Source organism: Mycobacterium hippophais, assembly GCF_027529605.1.
GTDB lineage: Bacteria > Actinomycetota > Actinomycetes > Mycobacteriales > Mycobacteriaceae > Mycobacterium > Mycobacterium arseniciresistens.
Map to the genome: position 1 here is coordinate 303,208 of NZ_JAPZPY010000005.1, position 16,296 is coordinate 319,503.

The following is a 16,296-nucleotide window of genomic DNA, read 5'->3' on the forward strand; positions in this document are numbered from 1 at the left end:
ATTCTCGCTCGCTGTCTCGCTACCTCCGGCCGGGGCGGCGGGCGCCCTTGGCGATGCCAAGACCCTTGACCGGTGGCTCGTCGCCGACGACACGGGCCTCCCCGTTGCCGGAGCCGTTCGGCGAGGGTGCCGGGGCGTCCTCGCCGTCCGTCGGCGCCTGTTCCGTCGGCTCGGGGGCGGTCTCGGGTTCCGGCTCGGGCGCCGCTTCGGGCTTCGACTCCGGGGCGCTCGGAGCAGCCTTCTTGGCGGGCGCCTTCTTCGCGCCGGGGCGGCGGGCGCCCGCGGCGATGCCCAGACCCTTGACCTCGGGCTCGGGCCGGGCGTCGGCCTCGTGCTCGGCGAGTCCACGGTCCGAATCGGCGGTGTCGTCCGGCTCGGTGCCGGCCTCCACCTGATCCGGGTCGACGTTGGCCGGTTGCACGACCGTCGGCTCGCCCTCGTTCGGCGACACCTTCTTGGCCGGCGCCTTCTTCGCCCCCGGGCGGCGGGCGCCCGCGGCGAGGCCGAGGCCCTTCACCTCGGGCTGCTGCGCGGCACGAGCTTCGGCCTCTGCCGGCGCCTCGGCCACCGGTTCCGCCTTGGCCGCTGGGCTTTCCGTGGGTGCGGCGGCGGTCTTCTTGGCGCCGGGTCGCTTGGCGCCGCCGGCGAGGCCCAGGCCCTTGGCCGGTGCGGCGGCCGGCTTGTCGGCGGCGGGTGCGTCGGCCTTGGCTTCCGTGGGTGCCGCGGCGGTCTTCTTGGCGCCGGGTCGCTTGGCGCCGCCGGCGAGGCCGAGGCCCTTGACCGGTGCGGCGGCCGGCTTGTCGGCGGCGGGTGCGTCGGCCTTGGCTTCTGCGGGTGCCGCGGCGGTCTTCTTGGCCCCCGGCCGCTTCGCGCCACCGGCCAGGCCCAGGCCCTTGGCCGGCGCGGCCGCGGTCTTCGCCTCCGGCTTGGCTTCGTCATCGCCGCCGGGCTTCTTCGCCCCGGGCCGCTTGGCGCCACCGGCCAGGCCGAGGCCCGTCACCGGCTTGGCCTCGGCGGCGTCGTCGGCCTCGGCCGCTGCGCCGGTCTCCTCGGCTTCCTCGTCCTCCTCGACCGCGGGCGCCTCGGCGGCGGTCTTCGCGGCGATCTCGGCGCGCTCCTCGGCCTCCTTGGCAGCGGTGCCCTTCTCGGGCAGCGTCACCGAGCTCTTGTCGAGCGAGCCGAGCAGCAGCTGCGCGACGTCGAGCACCTCGACCTTCTCGATGTCCCTGGCGGCGGCGACGTCGTCGACACCGTCGGTGATCATCACGCGGCAGAACGGGCAGCCGGTGGCGATCGCCGATGCGCCGGTGTCGATGGCCTCCTCGGTGCGCTCGGTGTTCACCCGCTTGCCGATGTGCTCTTCCATCCACATCCGCGCGCCGCCGGCGCCGCAGCACAGACCGCGGTCGGCGTGCCGGGGCATCTCGGTGAGCTTCGCGCCGGCGGCACCGACCAGCTCGCGGGGGGCGCTGTACTCCTTGTTGTGCCTGCCGAGGTAGCAGGGGTCGTGGTAGGTGACGTCCTGGCCTCCGCCGACCGGCGTCACGGGCACGAGCTTCTTGTCGCGGACCAGCCGGTTGAGCAGCTGGGTGTGGTGCAGCACGGTGTAGTTGCCGCCGAGCTGCGGATACTCGCGGCCCAGGGTGTTGAAGCAGTGCGGGCAGGTGACGACGACCTTGCGGTCGACCCGCTCAACGCCTTCGAACAGGCCGTCGAGCGTCTCGACGTTCTGCGCGGCGAGCTGCTGGAACAGGAACTCGTTACCGGAGCGGCGGGCCGAGTCGCCGTTGCAGGTCTCGCCCTCGCCGAGGACGAGGAACTTGACTCCCGCGGTGGCGAGCAGTTCGGCGACGGCCTTGGTGGTCTTCTTGGCCCGGTCCTCGTAGGCACCGGCGCAACCGACCCAGAACAGGTACTCGAAGCCCTTGAAGGTCTCGACGTCCTTGCCGAACACCGGGACGTCGAAGTCGACCTCGTCGATCCAGTTGGTGCGGTCCTTGGAGTTCTGCCCCCAGGGGTTGCCCTTGTTCTCCAGGTTCTTGAACAGCACGCCGAGCTCGCCGGGGAACTCCGACTCCATCATCACCTGGTAGCGGCGCATGTCGACGATGTGGTCGATGTGCTCGATGTCGACCGGGCACTGCTCGACGCACGCACCGCAGGTGGTGCACGACCACAGCACGTCGGGGTCGATGACGCCGCCCTGCTCGAGCGTGCCGACCAGCGGACGGGTCGCCTGCAACGGGGAGTCGGCGGGGATGCGCTCGAAGCCGGATTCGGGAACGTGCTCGTGGGAGTGTTCCTCGCTGTGCTTCTCGCCGCGGGCCTCTTCGCCGAGGCCGCCCTCCGGGGTGTTCTCGAGCGGGCTCTCCTTGCCGTCGAGGAAGTACGGCGCCTTGGCGAACATGTGGTCGCGCAGGTTCATGATCACGAGCTTGGGCGACAGCGGCTTACCGGTGTTCCAGGCGGGGCACTGGGACTGGCAGCGGCCGCACTCGGTGCAGGTGGTGAAGTCGAGGAAGCCCTTCCAGGTGAAGTCCTCGATCTTGCCGCGGCCGAGCACGGCGTCCTCGGCGGGATCCTCGAAGTCGACCGGCTCGCCCTTGGACTCCACCGGCAGCAGCGGGCCCAGGCCGTTGGGCATCCTCTTGAACGTGACGTTGATGGGCGCCAGGCCGATGTGCAGGTGCTTGGAGTGCAGCACGATCAACAGGAACACCAGCATGACGGCGATGTGCCCGAGCAGGGCGATCGTCTCGATCCACTCGTTGGCGGTGACGCCGAGCGGGCGCATGATCCAGCCCATGAGCTGGGAGAAGAACGCGCCGTTGCCGTAGGGCAGGTTGCCGACGACGGCCGCCGCGCCGCGAACGAGGGCGTAGGTCCAGATGACGTTGAAGATCATGAACAGGATCAGCCAGGCGCCACCGGTGTGCGAGCCGTAGAAGCGCGAGTCGCGGCCGTGCTTCTTGGGTTCGCGCACGATGCGGATCACGGCGAAGGTCGCGATGCCCACCAGCACCATGACGGCGAAGAAGTCCTGCAGGAAGCCCAGCGCGTCCCAGCGGCCGACGAACGGGATGTGGAAGTCGTGATCGACGAGCAGGCCGAAGGCCTCGACGTAGACCGAGCCGAGGATGAAGAAGCCCCACATCGTGAAGAAGTGCGCGATGCCGGGGATCGACCACTTGAGCAGTCGGGTCTGCCCGAACACCTCCTCGAACTGCGTGGTGATGCGCTTCTTGAGGTTGTCCTTGCGGTTGTTCGCCTCGCTCGTCGGCTGTCCGGACCGGATCAGCTTCGTCAGCCACAGGAATCGCTTCACGGCGAGCGCGCCGACGACGGCGATCATCAGAACCCCGGCGATGATCCTGATCAGCATCTGCGTGTCCACGCTGCGCCTCCCCGGCTAGGTAAGTTACCCGACAGTAACTTAAGTAATGTTACCCGTCAGTAACTTAGGCTATGTGCCTGCTCATAGTGACACCCTGCCCCTGGGCACCGCCACGAAGGTTGACCTAACTAGTCGGTCGGTTACCCCTGCGGCGCCAGCATGGCGCGCAACATCGACAGCATCTCCGAGCGCGACTCGGCGCCGAGACGGCGCCGGATCCTCGCGACGTGATGCTCGACGGTCTTCGCCGAGATGAACAGTTGGGCGCCGATGTCGCGGTACGGCATGCCGAGCAGCAGGAGTTCGGCGACTTCCCGCTCCCGGTCGGAGAGCCGCGACGACGCGGGCGTCGATGCCGGCGTCGGCGACGGTGTGCGCAGCGGTTGCGGCAGGTCGGCGGCCCCGGTCTCGACGTCGCCGCCCGCGACCGACTGCTTGAGGTCGCGGGCCAGCTGCAGCATGGCCTGCGACACCCGGGCGTCCGGCGTCTGCAGCGCCGCCTGCCCGGCCAGCCGGGTGGCGTCCCAGGTCAGCCCGAACTGCGACAGCGACCGCGCCGCCGCGGTCACCTCGGCGGCGTCGACATGGTTGGCCAGCACCCGCAGCCAGGTGCGGCCCGCCATGGCCAGCGACTTCGCGAAGGCACTGCCGGCGGCTGCGGCGGTGAGGGCCTGGCCGTGCGGGGCCACCGCACCCGGAGCGTTGGCGAGGATGCCCGCGTGCACGCCGGCCCAGTGCAGCGGGGTCGACCACAGCACCGGGTTGCCGAGCGACTCGAGCAGCGCGAACGCCTCGGCCATCGGATGGGCCAACCGGTCCACCTGACGCATCCGGGCGGCCGCCACCCACAGCTCACCAAGGGGGAGCAGCGCGAACAGGTCGACCGAGTACTCGGCGAGCACCTCCATCGCGGCATACCAGTGCTTCTGCATGGCGCCGCTGTCACCACTGCGCCGGGCGACCGCCGTCTGCAGCGCCGCCGACCACAGCGCATCGCGGCGGTGCAGAGCGGCGTTCACCGTGTCCGCCACACTCGCCGACGCGGCGCCGAGCTGGCCGTCCTGCATCCGCACCCACCCCGCCAGCAACCGGTGTCGGTGCGTGACGAAGATCTCAGCGTCGACGTGCTCCGCGCCGTCGGCCTCCCTGACCGCCCGGCCGATCACGCTGCGCGCCCGCACCGGGTCACCGCCGTGCAGCGCCGCCAGCGTGACCAGCGCGGCCGGGGTGTCGGGCGCGACCTCCTGCGAACCGCGCTCGGCCGTGATCGCCTGACTCAACCGCGCCACCGCGACGGCATACGGCTGGTCCAGCGACTGCATCAGACCCTCCGCCAGGCTGCGCGCCGCCCTGGCCGTCGACGTCGGCGGCCCGACGCTGTCGGCGCTGAGCACCGTGCGCGCCGTTTCCGGATCGCCCGCGGCCACCGCGACGACGGCGCCCGCCGCACTGACGACGGCGTCCGGGTAGGGGCCGAGCCAGCGGAACAGGTCGGCGGCCTGCGCGGCGCCGCCGTCGTGCACGGCGATGCTCGCCGCGACACGCACCGCGGCGGCCCGTTCGGCAGGGTTGTCGGAGGCCAGCAGCTCGTCGGCGAGGCGACCCGCGGTGGCGCAGTCGCCGGTGAGCGCCAGTGCGTCGGCGAGCCGGGCGTCCAGCGCCGTGGCGCCGGCGTCGGTCGCCGCCCGGTACAGCCGTGCGGCGCGGGCCGGTTGGCCGCGGACCCGGCCCGCCAGTTCGGTCAGCGCGGCCGCCAGCCGTTCGTCCCGCAGCCCGTGCTCAGCCAGTTGCAGCGCGAGATCTGCTGTCAACGTAGACATCTCGAGCTGGGTGACGAGCAGGGAGATCTCGATGTCGTGATGGCGGGCCGCGCCGGCGATCTGCGCCGCGCCGTGATGGACCGAACGCAGGAACGCCGGGTGGTGCGACGGGTCGATCAGGCCGCTGGCCCGGGCGCCGTCGACGAGGTCGAGCGCCTCGGCCTGGCCGACCCGCAGCGCCGCCGCCACGTCGTCGGGCCCGAGGTCCGCACTCAGCGACGACACCAGCAGTGTGTCGAGGACCGGTCCGTCGATGCGGCGCAGCCGCTCGGTGAGCGCGACCGCACCGGCTCTTCGGATCGCGCCGGGCGCGGTGGCCGCCGCGGTGAGCCCGTCGGCCGCCAGCGCCGCGCGCAGCAGGAACGGCACTCCGCCGGTGGCGGCGGACAGCGCCCGCACCAGCTGTACCGGCGGCGTCACCCCGAGTGCCGCTGCTGCGGCGCGGTGCACGTCGGCCGGCCCGAGCGGGCCGAGCGCGACCACCGGGTTCTCCCTGGCGAGTGCGGTGCTCAGGGACTGCAGCGCGGCATGCCGCAGTCGCGACTCCGCCGACACCACCACCGTGGCCGCGGGGTCGGCCGCCCGGTCGGCGAGCAGGTCGAGTTCTGCGTCGCCGAGCAGGTGCGCGTCGTCGACGACGAGGGCCGCGTCGGCGGGGTCATCTGGACGGGGAGGCCGGGTGAGCACCGTGCGGCCCGCCTCGCGCAGCGCGGTCCGCACGGCCGTGAGGACCGCGCTCTTGCCGGTACCGATGCCACCGGACACCAGCACCTTCGCCGGCGCGGTGGGGTCGGCGAGCAGCGCGGTGACGAATGCGCCCGCTGCCGGCGGGACGTCGGTCAGGCGGTCCGGCGCCGGATTGGGCATCGGCGGGTCAGGCGCCGTCGCCCGGCACGATCACGGTGGTCGGCGGCTCCGGCGGATCGGGCGGGTCCGGCGGATCGGGAACCACCGTGGTCGTGGGCGGCGGGGGCGCCGTGGTCGTCGGCTGGGTGGTGGTGGGCCGCGTCGTCGTGGTCGTCGGCTGGGTGGTGGTCGTCGTCGTCGTGGTCGTGGTCGGCGATGTGGTGGTCGTCGGCGACGTGGTGGTCGTGGAGCTCGGCGGCGGCGGAGGAGGGGGCGGAGGCTGGCTCACCGTCGTGGTGGCGCGGCCGTCGGGCCCGACGGTGACCGTCGTGACCGGCGGCGGCAGCGGCGCGATCGACGGCTCCATCGAATAGGTGGTGCTGGTCTCGGTGACCGGGCTGGAATCGCCCGTGGTGCTGGTCAGCGTCACCGCCAGGCCGCTGATCGCCGCCAGCGCCGCCACCGCGGCGGCCCCGAACAGGATCGGCGGGCGCTTGTACCAGGGCAGCGGTTCCGGCTCCGGCGGATACTGCGCCTCCTCGCCGCCGGGCGCGAACGCGATCGGAGGCCGCGCGGCGCCGGTGCCGGCGTCGACGGTGTAGTCCTCGCCGGCATAGGGCACCGGCTCGTCGGTCGGGGCGTCGTCCTGAGACCACGCCAGCGCGCGGAACGTCGCCGACGACGCCCCGTCGGAGGCGGATTCGCCGGCCGCCAGTCCCGCTGCTCCCGCCACCCACGCCGCAGGCGCCATGCCCGTCGGCGCGTCGGCGGCGGGGGCCAGTCCGGTCGGCGCGTCGGGGGCGATGGGCGCCATGCCGGTGGGCGCTTCGGCGCTGAGCCCGCGGCCGGCCACCAGCGCTGCGCCCGCCGCGATGTTGAGCTGCGACTGCGGGGTGGTGACGACGGGTGCGCGCAGTCGCTCCGACAGCTGCTGGGTGACCAGCGGGATGTGGGCGCCGCCGCCGACGGTGGCCACCGCCGACACGTCGGCGGGCGCGATGTTGTTGCGCCGCAACGTGTCGTCGACGGCGGCCAGTACACCGGCGAGCCCACCGGCGATGAGCTGTTCGAGTTCGGCGCGCGTCACCCGGATATCGGTGCGGACACCCGGCAATTCGGCGGGCACCACCGTCGCGGTGTCGGCGGACAACCGCTCCTTGGCCTGCCGGCACGCCTCACGCAGGCGGGCCAGCGAACCGACCGCCGCGGTGCCGGCCGGGTCGGCGTCATTGGCGTCGGCGATACCGGTGATGACGTGGTTGAGCAGCAGCTGGTCCACACCGTCGCCGGAGAATTCGGCGTGGCGGACCGTCTGGCCGACGGCGTCGAGGTTGGACGACGCGTCGGCCAGCGTGATGCTGGTGCCGCTGCCGCCGAAGTCGCACAGCACGACGACGCCCGCATCGGGAAGGCCGGGTGCGGCCTGCAGGGCGGCGAGGGCGGCCACCGAGTCGGGGATGAGTGCGGCCGGGGCGCCGTCGGAGGCGAGACCCGGATGGTTGCGCAGCGCCCCGCGCAGGGCTCCGACGGTGGCGGGACCCCAGTGCGCGGGGACGGCGATCGCGACCGGGGCGCCGCCGCCCGCGGTGCGGGCCATCGTGTCCAGCGCCTCGGCCAGCACCTGCTCGCCGCGGTGGGCCGAACCGTCGGCCGCCACCAGGGGCACGGGATCGCCGACGCGGTCGACGAACCCGCTGAGCACCATCCCGGCGGAGGTGCGGGGCGGGTTCTCGGCGGCGAGCCCCACCTCGGCCGGGCGGTCGTCGAAAACGGTGAGGATCGACCGGCGCATGACGGGGTCGCGGCCGAAGCGGGCCGCGACGAGATTGGTCATTCCGATCGACAACCCCAACGAGTCGGTCATTACTGTCACTCCTGCTGTCTCGGCCGGTGTTCACCTTAGCGGCTCGGGCCCCCGAGGCCTCGGAACATCCCCCTAGTGGCGTCAATCCCCTAACGTGCCGCCCCCTAACGGCCGCGCCGTGGGGCTGGGTTCGGCACCGATCCCGGGGCGGGCCTGCGCCGATAGCATCGTGGGACATCGGCGAATCGCCGGAGTACACCACCATCATCAGGGGGACGGGCTGTCATGGCTAACTCGCTTCTCGACTTCGTCATGTCGCTGGTGCGAGACCCCGACGCCGCGGCACGCTACACCGCCGACCCGGCCGGTGCCCTCGCCGAGGCGAACCTGCCCGACGTGACGAGTGTCGACGTCGCCAACCTCATCCCGGTGGTGTCCGAATCACTGTCCATGACCGGTCCGGCCAGCGGCTTCGATGCCGTTGGCGCCGAGACGGCGGGCAACGTCTGGGCGAGCGGCGCCGCCACCGCGGCGTTCGACGCCTTCGGTGATCCGGGCGCAGGCACCGCGATCGACGACGGCGCCAACGTGATCTCCGACGTGGTCGACGAACCGGTCGTCCAGGTGGCCGACACGTCGTTGGCCGACCTCGACAGCGCGCTCGGCGACCCGGCCGCGCAGTTCGACACGGCCTTCGCCGACGCCCCGTCGGACAGCGCGGCCGACTTCGCCGCCGATTGGGGGCAGTCGCCCTCCGACGATCAGGTGCCCGGGGCCGACGGCCAGAGTTTCGACCTCTTCAACTGATCTCTGCAGCACTTCCTCTTCACCCGCGTGGACCGCTGTCCGCGCGGGTGAAGTCGTTTGAGCAGCGAAAACACGGAGCGATCGGCGAGTGTCTCCGTTGCCCCCCGGATACCCCCTAATCCCCTAATGGGGCTGATGCGGGGACCCCGGTACGGCACCTTTGGGGGATGGGAGGCGACCCCGTTCCCCGGCGGTCCCGGAATCCATAACGTTGTCGTCAGAACGCCGGAAGGACCGGCGGGAACCACCTCCCAAGCCCGCGAGGGCTCACCGGGAAGAAACAGAAAGGCAGTTCCATGAATCTCATCGACTTCATCCTCGATCTGTTCCGCAGCCCGGTCGAGGCGGCCCGCTTCGTCACCGACCCCGACGGCGCGCTCCGTGACGCCGGCCTGCCGAACGTGACCGCCGCGCAGCTCGCGTCGGTCGCAGCCACCGCCGCCCCGGCCGGCTACGCCCTCGGCGGCGGAGACCCGATTGTCGGCCTGCAGCGCGCGGTCGCCGATCACCACCAGCTGGCCTCGAACTTCGCCTCGCCGTTCTCGCCGCAGACGTCGTTCGCGCCGACCACCGAGTTCGCCAGCCGTAACGACACGGACCTGCTGAGCGGCAACAACGTGCCGATCGCCAGCCCGGATCAGAACGCCGGCGCCAACGCCCAGAACGGCGCCTTCAACCTGGGCTTCGGTGACATCACCCTGGGTGACAAGACCAGCAACACCGCCACCAACGGCGGCGTCGTGGTCGGCGGCGACAACGACGGCGACATCGTCAGCGGTGACGGCGCGGTGCTCGGCGACGGCAACACGATGAACAACGGCGACATCCTCGCCGGCTCCGGCTCGAACGTCGTCGTCGGCAAGGACAACGAGGTCGAGGACAACTCGCAGACCGCGGGCGGCGACCTGATCGCCGACAACGACGCACCGGTGCTCAACGACGTCGACACCAGCGGTGGCAACGGTGGCGGCGCCGACGGCGGCGGCAGCCTGATCGGCATCGGCGGCGGCAACGCGGTCGGCGGCGACGGCGGCAGCGGTGGCGGAATCATCATCACCGACAACGACGTCAACACCGGAACGCAGATCGACGGCGACTTCGGCAGCGACAACGTCGAGGACAACTCGACCAGCACGTCGGTGCAGTCCGAGGTCAACACGTCCACCGAGAGCTCGATCGAGGACAACTCCTCGAGCTACGAGTCGAACATCGGCTCGGGCAACGAGACCGCGATCGGATCGGGCAACGAGACGAACACCGAGCTGTTCTCGGACAACACCACCGGGTTCGACACCGACGTCGCCTCCGGCAACACCACCAACACCAACACCGATCTGGACGCGTTCTGATCGACATGACCGCGTGACGCAACTGGCGGGGACCGCAACCGGTCCCCGCCAGTTCGCGCGTTACCGTGAGATCGACCGAGTGAGAAGGGCGCCATGACGCAACCGAACGACCCGCGCAAGGTCAAGGTGATCGTCGAACTCATCGACCACACCAGCAGGATCGCCGACTCCTATGAGCGTGGTGACCTGGTCGACCGGTTGGCCCGCGCCAAGGCTCGCATCACCGACCCGCAGATCCGGGTGGTGATCGCCGGTCAGCTCAAGCAGGGCAAGAGCTTTCTGCTCAACTCGCTGCTCAACATGCCGGTGGCGCGGGTGGGCGACGACGAGTCCACCGTGCTGGCCACCGTCGTGTCCTACGGCGAGCAGGCCTCCGCGCGCCTGGTGGTCGCCAACCCCGACGGCGAAGAGCCCGAACTGGTCGAGATCCCGCCCGCGGACCTGCGCAACGACCTGCGCCGCGCGCCACAGGCCGGCGGCCGCGAGGTGCTGCGCGTCGAGGTGACCGCCCCGAGCCCACTGCTCAAGGGCGGGTTGGCGTTCATCGACACCCCCGGGGTCGGCGGCTACGGTCAGCCGCACCTGTCGGCGACGCTGGGGTTGCTGCCCGACGCCGACGCGATGCTGATGGTCAGCGACACCAGCCAGGAGTTCACCGAACCCGAGATGACGTTCATCCGGCAGGCCGTCGAGATCTGCCCGGTGGCCGTGATCGTGGCGTCCAAGACCGACCTCTACCCGCACTGGCGGCAGATCGTCGATGCCAACTCCGTGCACCTGCGGCGGGCGGGCATCTCGACGCCGATGATCCCCGCGTCGGCGCAGTTGCGCAGCCACGCCATCCAGCTCAACGACAAGGAACTCAACGAGGAGTCCAACTTCCCGGCGATCGTGAAGTTCCTGTCCGACCGTGTGCTCAGCCGCGAGAGCGACCGGGTGCGCGACCATGTGGTGAGTGAGATCCGCGCCGCCGCCGAGCATCTGGCGATGGGGTTGGACGCCGAACTGTCGGCGTTCAACGATCCGCAGGCCCGCGACCGGCTGACCGAGGAGCTGGAACGGCGCAAGCAGGAGGCCCAGGACGCGCTGCAGCAGACGGCGCTGTGGCAGCAGGTGCTCAACGACGGCATCAACGACCTGACCGCCGACGTCGACCACGACCTGAGGGGCCGGTTCCGCAACATCGTGGCGTACACCGAGTCGGTCATCGACTCCTGCGACCCGAGCGTGCAGTGGGCGGAGATCGGGTCCGAACTGGAGAACGCCGTCGCCACCGCCGTCGGTGACAACTTCGTGTGGGCCTACCAGCGATCCGAGGCACTCGCCGCCGAGGTGGCCAGGACGTTCATGGAAGCCGGTTTGGACGCGATCAAGATGCCGACCATCGACGCACGCGACATGGGCGCCGGCTTCGGCGAATTCAAATCGCTGGCGTCTTTGGAGGCCAAACCGATCCGCGCCGGCGACCGCGTGGTCTCCGGCCTGCGGGGATCATTCGGCGGTGTGCTGATGTTCGGCATGCTCACCTCCTTCGCCGGCCTCGGCATGCTCAACCCGCTGTCGTTGGGCGCCGGCGCGCTGATCGGCCGTAAGGCCTACAAGGAGGAGATGGAGAACCGCATGCTCCGGATCCGCAACGACGCCAAGATCAACATGCGCAAATTCGTCGACGACGTTTCGTTCGTCGTCGGCAAGGAATCGCGTGACCGGCTCAAGGGGATCCAGCGCCAGCTGCGCGACCACTACCGGGAGATCGCCAACCAGACCACCCGGTCCCTCAACGAGTCACTGCAGGCCACGCTCGCCGCCGCCAAGATGGAGGAGACCGAGCGCAACGCCCGCGTCAAGGAGCTCGAACGCCGGCGCAACATCCTGCGGCAGGTCCTCGACCACTGCGAGAAACTCAGCGTCGCACCGATTCCCGCTACTCAGGGCGTTCGCGCGCAGGCGTAGGTCAGCGGTATCTCCGGCCCGAGGTCCACCACCTCGAAGTCGTCGACGCTCAGCCCGCGAAACGATTGCGCGTCCACCCCGAGGTCGGCCCACCTGGCGCCGGCGGTGCGGTCGTCGGCGAAGGTCAGCGCGATCTCCCCGCCGTCGGAGAGCACCATGCCGTGCTTCTTGAGCGCCGCCAGGATCACCCGTTCGCCGTCGGAGTAGCCCGATTCGTCGACGTCGGGCTTCAGCCGGAAGCGCACACCGTAGGGCGGGGCGTCGGGTTCGGTGCTCTCCGGCCCACCCGCATGAGTGGCCGGCGCGACGTAGACCCCTTCCTTCATCCGGTCGTTCGGCAGGATGAAGCGCAGCGCATGGACGACCGAACCCGCGGCCACCTCGTCGGCCGTCGGGGTGAGCGCGGCGATCGGCAGACCGGCGGCATCGGCGCTGGTGCACTGCGCGCCGCGCAGGTCCGGTGGGTACTCCTGGTCCAGGTTCCACGTGAAAAGCCCTGTCGCCGTAAGTGTCTCACCGTCGCTGGAGCCCTGGTACACCTCATAGAGCCGTCGTTCGTCGGATTCGACGACCAGCAGGTGACAGTCGCCCTGGCCGTCGGTCTCGCCGCTGATGTCACAGGTCAGGTCGGTCGACCCCTCGATGTTGGCGTCCTCGGGCACCGGCATCTCCGCGGGCACGGCGTCACAGTCCGGGCCACCGAAGCAGTAGTCGTCGGTGCCGGCGACGGGCATCCGCGGGGTGGTGGCGTCGGCGGCGAAGACCGGCAGGGAGAAGCCGGTCTGCAGCACGTTCCCGTTCCCCCAGCCGCCCAGCTGCGTCAGCGTCGAGAGGATCGCACCGCTGCGCTCCGACGGCGCCAGTCCCGAGACGTCGGCGGTCCACGGCTGCGGCGCGCTGAACAGCCCACCGGCAGGAATCGCACCGGGCTGCGACGGCGGCTCCTGCGACGACGCCGGGGGCCGCGTCGCTCCGGACCTGGACGAATCGTCGCCGCCGCAACCGCCGCACGCCGCCACTGCCAGGACGGCGAACCACAGGGTCGTTCGCATGGCTGTCGCCCCTCTCGCCGCCGGACGGAATCGCAGTCGACGCTATTCCTGCGGCGACCCGCTGAAATCAGGTGTTTCCCCGCGTCTGTGCGTGTGCAACGTCCCGATCGCCGCGCGCCTGCACTGCGCGGCGGCCGGGTGCCTAAGCTGGACAGCCGACATGAGCACGAGCGATCAGGTGCGGACGATCCTGGGCGGCACCATCAGCGCCTACCGGGCCGATCCGGCGTACCGCGACCGTCCCGACGTGCACAACGAACTCGACCGGATCGGCCGCAGGCTCATTCAGCCGATCCGCATCGCCCTGGCCGGGACGTTGAAGGCGGGCAAATCCACGCTGGTCAACGCGCTCGTGGGGGAGGACATCGCGCCCACCGACGCCACCGAGGCCACCCGGATCGTCACCTGGTTCCGGCACGGGCCCACTCCGAAGGTGACCGCGAACCATCGCGGCGGCCGGCGTTCGAACGTGCCGATCGGCCGCGGCGCGCAGGGCTCGCCGGACCACCGGGGCCTGACGTTCGACTTCGCCCGCCTCGACCCCGAGGACGTGGTGGACCTCGACGTCGAGTGGCCGGCCGCCGAACTGATCGACACCACGATCATCGACACCCCTGGGACGTCGTCGTTGTCGCGCGACGTCTCGCAGCGCACGCTGCGGCTGCTGGTGCCCGACGACGGCGTGCCGCGGGTCGACGCCGTGGTGTTCCTGCTGCGCACGTTGAACGCCGCCGACATCGCGCTGCTCAAGCAGATCGGCGAGCTGGTCGGCGGCTCCTCGGGCGCGCTCGGTGTGATCGGGGTGGCGTCGCGGGCCGACGAGATCGGCGCGGGCCGCATCGACGCGATGATGTCGGCCAAGGACGTCGCCAGTCGGTTCACCGCCGAGATGGACAAGACCGGCATCTGCCAGGCGGTGGTGCCCGTGTCCGGGCTGCTCGCACTGACCGCGCGGACCCTGCGGCAGAGCGAGTTCGTGGCGCTGGAGAAGCTGGCCGGAGTCGACGCGGCCGAGCTGGCCAAGGCGATGCTGTCGGTGGACCGTTTCGTGCGCGAGGACTCCTCGCTGCCGGTCGACGCCGCCACCCGCGCGGCGTTGCTGAACCGGTTCGGGATGTTCGGGGTGCGGATCTCGATCGCGGTGCTGCGGGCCGGTGTCACCGACTCGGTGGCGCTGGCCGACGAACTGCTCGAGCGCAGCGGTCTCGTCGCGTTGCGCGACGTCATCGACCAGCAGTTCGCCCAGCGTTCCGACCTGCTCAAGGCGCACACCGCGCTGCTGTCACTGCGCCGGTTCGTCGAGCAGCACCCGATCTACGCGACGCCCTACATCGTCGCCGACATCGACCCGCTGCTCGCCGACACCCACGCCTTCGAGGAACTCCGGCTGCTGAGCCAACTGCGTTCGCGGCCAACCACCTTGAACGAAGACGAGATCGCCTCGCTGCGGCGCATCATCGGCGGGTCGGGCACCGACGCCGCGAGCAGGCTGGGCCTGCAGCCCGACACCCCCTACGACGGCCCGCGGGCCGCATTCGCCGCCGCCCAGCGCTGGCGCCGCCGAGCCGATCACCCCCTCAACGACCCCTTCACCACCAGGGCCTGCCGGGCCGCGGTGCGCAGCGCCGAGGCCATGGTCGCCGAGTTCGCCGCGCGCGGCCGCTGAGCCCGTGAGATCGGCCGTCGCACCCGCCTAACGAATCGCGGCCCTGCGGCGACATAGAAGGTATGCGCAGCTTGCTGGGATTGTCCGTCGGCGTCACGAACCTCGTCGCCGTGCCGCTGACCGGGCCCGCCGACCGCCCGGTCGTCCGCCGGTCGGTGCTGACCCTGTTCGGGCACCGGCCGCCGGAGGTGGGCCTGCCGGGTGAGAACGCTGCGCTCGACGAACGCGGCCTGGTGCTGTCGGCGTTCGTGGAGCGCGTCGGCGATCCCGTTCCCATCGTCGCCCCCGACGGATCCACGCACCGCGGTGAGGACCTGACCGTGACTGCGCTGACGGCGCTCGTCCGGTCGGCGGGCCGGGCCGACGTCACCGGCCTAGCGGTGCCCGCATACTGGCCGGCCACCGCGGTGGACGCCGTGCAGGCCCGGATGCCGCACGCCATCGTGGTGTCCGACGCCGTCGCGGCGCTGACGGCGCTGCAGTCACGGCCCGGCCTGCCCGCCCGCGGCCTGGTGCTGCTGTGTGACGTCGGCGCCACCGGCACGACGGTGACGGTTGCCGACGCCGGCGCGGGCTTCGCGCCGGTCGGCAGCAGCGTCCGCTGCGACGAGTTCGGCGGCGACGCGATCGATCGGGCGGTGCTGACGCACGTGCTCGCCGACATCGACGCCGAGGAGTCCGGCACGTCGGCGGTCGCCTCGCTGACCGCGCTGCGCGACGAGTGCCGGCTGGCCAAGGAGCGGCTTTCCTTCGACACCGCAACGGGCCTGACCGGTCCGCACGCGGCGCTGCGGCTGACCCGTGCGGAGGTCGAGTCGCTGATGCGCGAACCGGTCGACCACCTGATGGCGGCAGTGTTCGACCTGCTGCAGCGCAACCGGGTGGCGCCGGCCCAACTGGCCGCCGTCGCGACGGTCGGCGGCGGTGCCCGGATACCGCTTGTGACGCAACGACTCTCCGAGGAACTGCGGCTGCCGGTGACGACGATGCCGCGCCCCGAGCTGGCCGCGGCGATCGGCGCCGCACTGGTGGCCCGCCGCGCTGCGGACCGCGAGCCCGCCACGGTGCTGGCCGCCGCGGCGCCGGTAGCGGCCACCGCCACCGGGATGGCCACCGTCTCGGCCGCGGCGGTGGCCCCGCTGGCGTGGTCGGCGGCGACACCCGTCGCCGAGGACGTCACCGACGAACACGGCATGTACCGGGAGCCGTTCGACACCGGGATGGCGCGACCCGATGTGCTGTTCGACCACTCCGGTCACGACGCCGTCGAGGCCGAGCCGATGGCGTGGTACCGGCGGCCGGCGGTGCTGTTCGCCGGGGCCGCATGCTTCGCAGCGATTGCCGCCACCGGTCTGGTGTTCACCTCGGGTAGCGGCGGCGCAGGCACCGCTCCCGCCGCGGCGACGGCTCCCGTCGCGCCGGCCGCTCCGGTCGCTCCGGCCCCCGCCTCCGGCGCACCCGCGGCCGCGCAGCTCCCCGCGTCCGCGCCGGTCACCCGGACCGTGGTGGCGAATCGGCCGCCCGCCGCTGCCAGGCCCGCGTCGCCGGAAGCGGCTCGTCGCGTGGCCGCCGGTGCGCCGCGCCCTGCTGCGCCGCGCCCGAAGT

9 protein-coding genes are annotated in these 16,296 nt (G+C 71.6%); 5 read left to right on the plus strand and 4 right to left on the minus strand.

What is annotated here, in order from left to right:
- Nucleotides 1–19 precede the first annotated feature (19 nt).
- From O6P37_RS14610 to O6P37_RS14620, 3 genes are all read right to left on the minus strand, one after another.
- Nucleotides 20–3,394 (minus strand): heterodisulfide reductase-related iron-sulfur binding cluster, encoded by a 3,375-nt coding sequence (locus O6P37_RS14610; RefSeq protein WP_269894747.1) that lies wholly within the window; start codon nucleotides 3,392–3,394, stop codon nucleotides 20–22.
- A gap of 140 nt (nucleotides 3,395–3,534) precedes the next feature.
- Nucleotides 3,535–6,081, minus strand: coding sequence for an isoniazid response ATPase/transcriptional regulator IniR (iniR, locus tag O6P37_RS14615; protein WP_269894748.1), 2,547 nt, complete (start codon nucleotides 6,079–6,081; stop codon nucleotides 3,535–3,537).
- A 7-nt stretch (nucleotides 6,082–6,088) separates the two neighbouring features.
- Entirely contained in the window at nucleotides 6,089–7,924 is a 1,836-nt protein-coding gene (locus O6P37_RS14620) for an Hsp70 family protein (protein WP_269894749.1), read from the minus strand.
- A gap of 225 nt (nucleotides 7,925–8,149) precedes the next feature.
- Here O6P37_RS14620 and O6P37_RS14625 point away from each other — a divergent pair, with 225 nt between their 5' ends.
- The 3 genes from O6P37_RS14625 to O6P37_RS14635 all read left to right on the plus strand — a co-directional run bounded on the left by O6P37_RS14625 (nucleotide 8,150) and on the right by O6P37_RS14635 (nucleotide 11,973).
- Nucleotides 8,150–8,671 (plus strand): Rv0340 family IniB-related protein, encoded by a 522-nt coding sequence (locus O6P37_RS14625; protein WP_269894750.1) that lies wholly within the window; start codon nucleotides 8,150–8,152, stop codon nucleotides 8,669–8,671.
- A 296-nt stretch (nucleotides 8,672–8,967) separates the two neighbouring features.
- The gene (locus O6P37_RS14630; protein ID WP_269894751.1) at nucleotides 8,968–10,020 is read left to right on the plus strand and encodes an IniB N-terminal domain-containing protein; all 1,053 of its coding nucleotides are present in this window, start codon (nucleotides 8,968–8,970) and stop codon (nucleotides 10,018–10,020) included.
- Nucleotides 10,021–10,113: 93 nt separating this feature from the next.
- Nucleotides 10,114–11,973 carry a dynamin-like GTPase family protein gene (locus O6P37_RS14635; RefSeq protein ID WP_269894752.1) on the plus strand — a complete coding sequence of 620 codons (1,860 nt, stop codon included), beginning with the start codon at nucleotides 10,114–10,116 and terminating at the stop codon, nucleotides 11,971–11,973.
- Here O6P37_RS14635 and O6P37_RS14640 read toward each other — a convergent pair.
- A complete protein-coding gene (locus O6P37_RS14640; protein ID WP_269894753.1) occupies nucleotides 11,949–13,025 on the minus strand; it encodes a hypothetical protein in 1,077 nt (358 codons plus the stop codon). The two genes, O6P37_RS14635 and O6P37_RS14640, sit on opposite strands and share 25 nt — an antisense overlap.
- Before the next feature lie 160 nt (nucleotides 13,026–13,185).
- Here O6P37_RS14640 and O6P37_RS14645 point away from each other — a divergent pair, with 160 nt between their 5' ends.
- Both O6P37_RS14645 and O6P37_RS14650 read left to right on the plus strand, forming a co-directional pair.
- Nucleotides 13,186–14,691 carry a dynamin-like GTPase family protein gene (locus O6P37_RS14645; protein ID WP_269894754.1) on the plus strand — a complete coding sequence of 502 codons (1,506 nt, stop codon included), beginning with the start codon at nucleotides 13,186–13,188 and terminating at the stop codon, nucleotides 14,689–14,691.
- 71 nt (nucleotides 14,692–14,762) lie between these two features.
- A partial coding sequence (locus O6P37_RS14650) for an Hsp70 family protein (protein ID WP_269894755.1) occupies nucleotides 14,763–16,296 on the plus strand: 1,534 nt, incomplete at its 3' end.

Coding starts and splice junctions, on each gene's coding strand:
- iniR (WP_269894748.1), bottom strand. CDS start 6,081: ATGCCCAATCCGGCGCCGGACCGCCTGACCGACGTCCCGCCGGCAGCG.
- O6P37_RS14645 (WP_269894754.1), top strand. CDS start 13,186: ATGAGCACGAGCGATCAGGTGCGGACGATCCTGGGCGGCACCATCAGC.
- O6P37_RS14630 (WP_269894751.1), top strand. CDS start 8,968: ATGAATCTCATCGACTTCATCCTCGATCTGTTCCGCAGCCCGGTCGAG.
- O6P37_RS14635 (WP_269894752.1), top strand. CDS start 10,114: ATGACGCAACCGAACGACCCGCGCAAGGTCAAGGTGATCGTCGAACTC.
- O6P37_RS14620 (WP_269894749.1), bottom strand. CDS start 7,924: ATGACCGACTCGTTGGGGTTGTCGATCGGAATGACCAATCTCGTCGCG.
- O6P37_RS14640 (WP_269894753.1), bottom strand. CDS start 13,025: ATGCGAACGACCCTGTGGTTCGCCGTCCTGGCAGTGGCGGCGTGCGGC.
- O6P37_RS14625 (WP_269894750.1), top strand. CDS start 8,150: ATGGCTAACTCGCTTCTCGACTTCGTCATGTCGCTGGTGCGAGACCCC.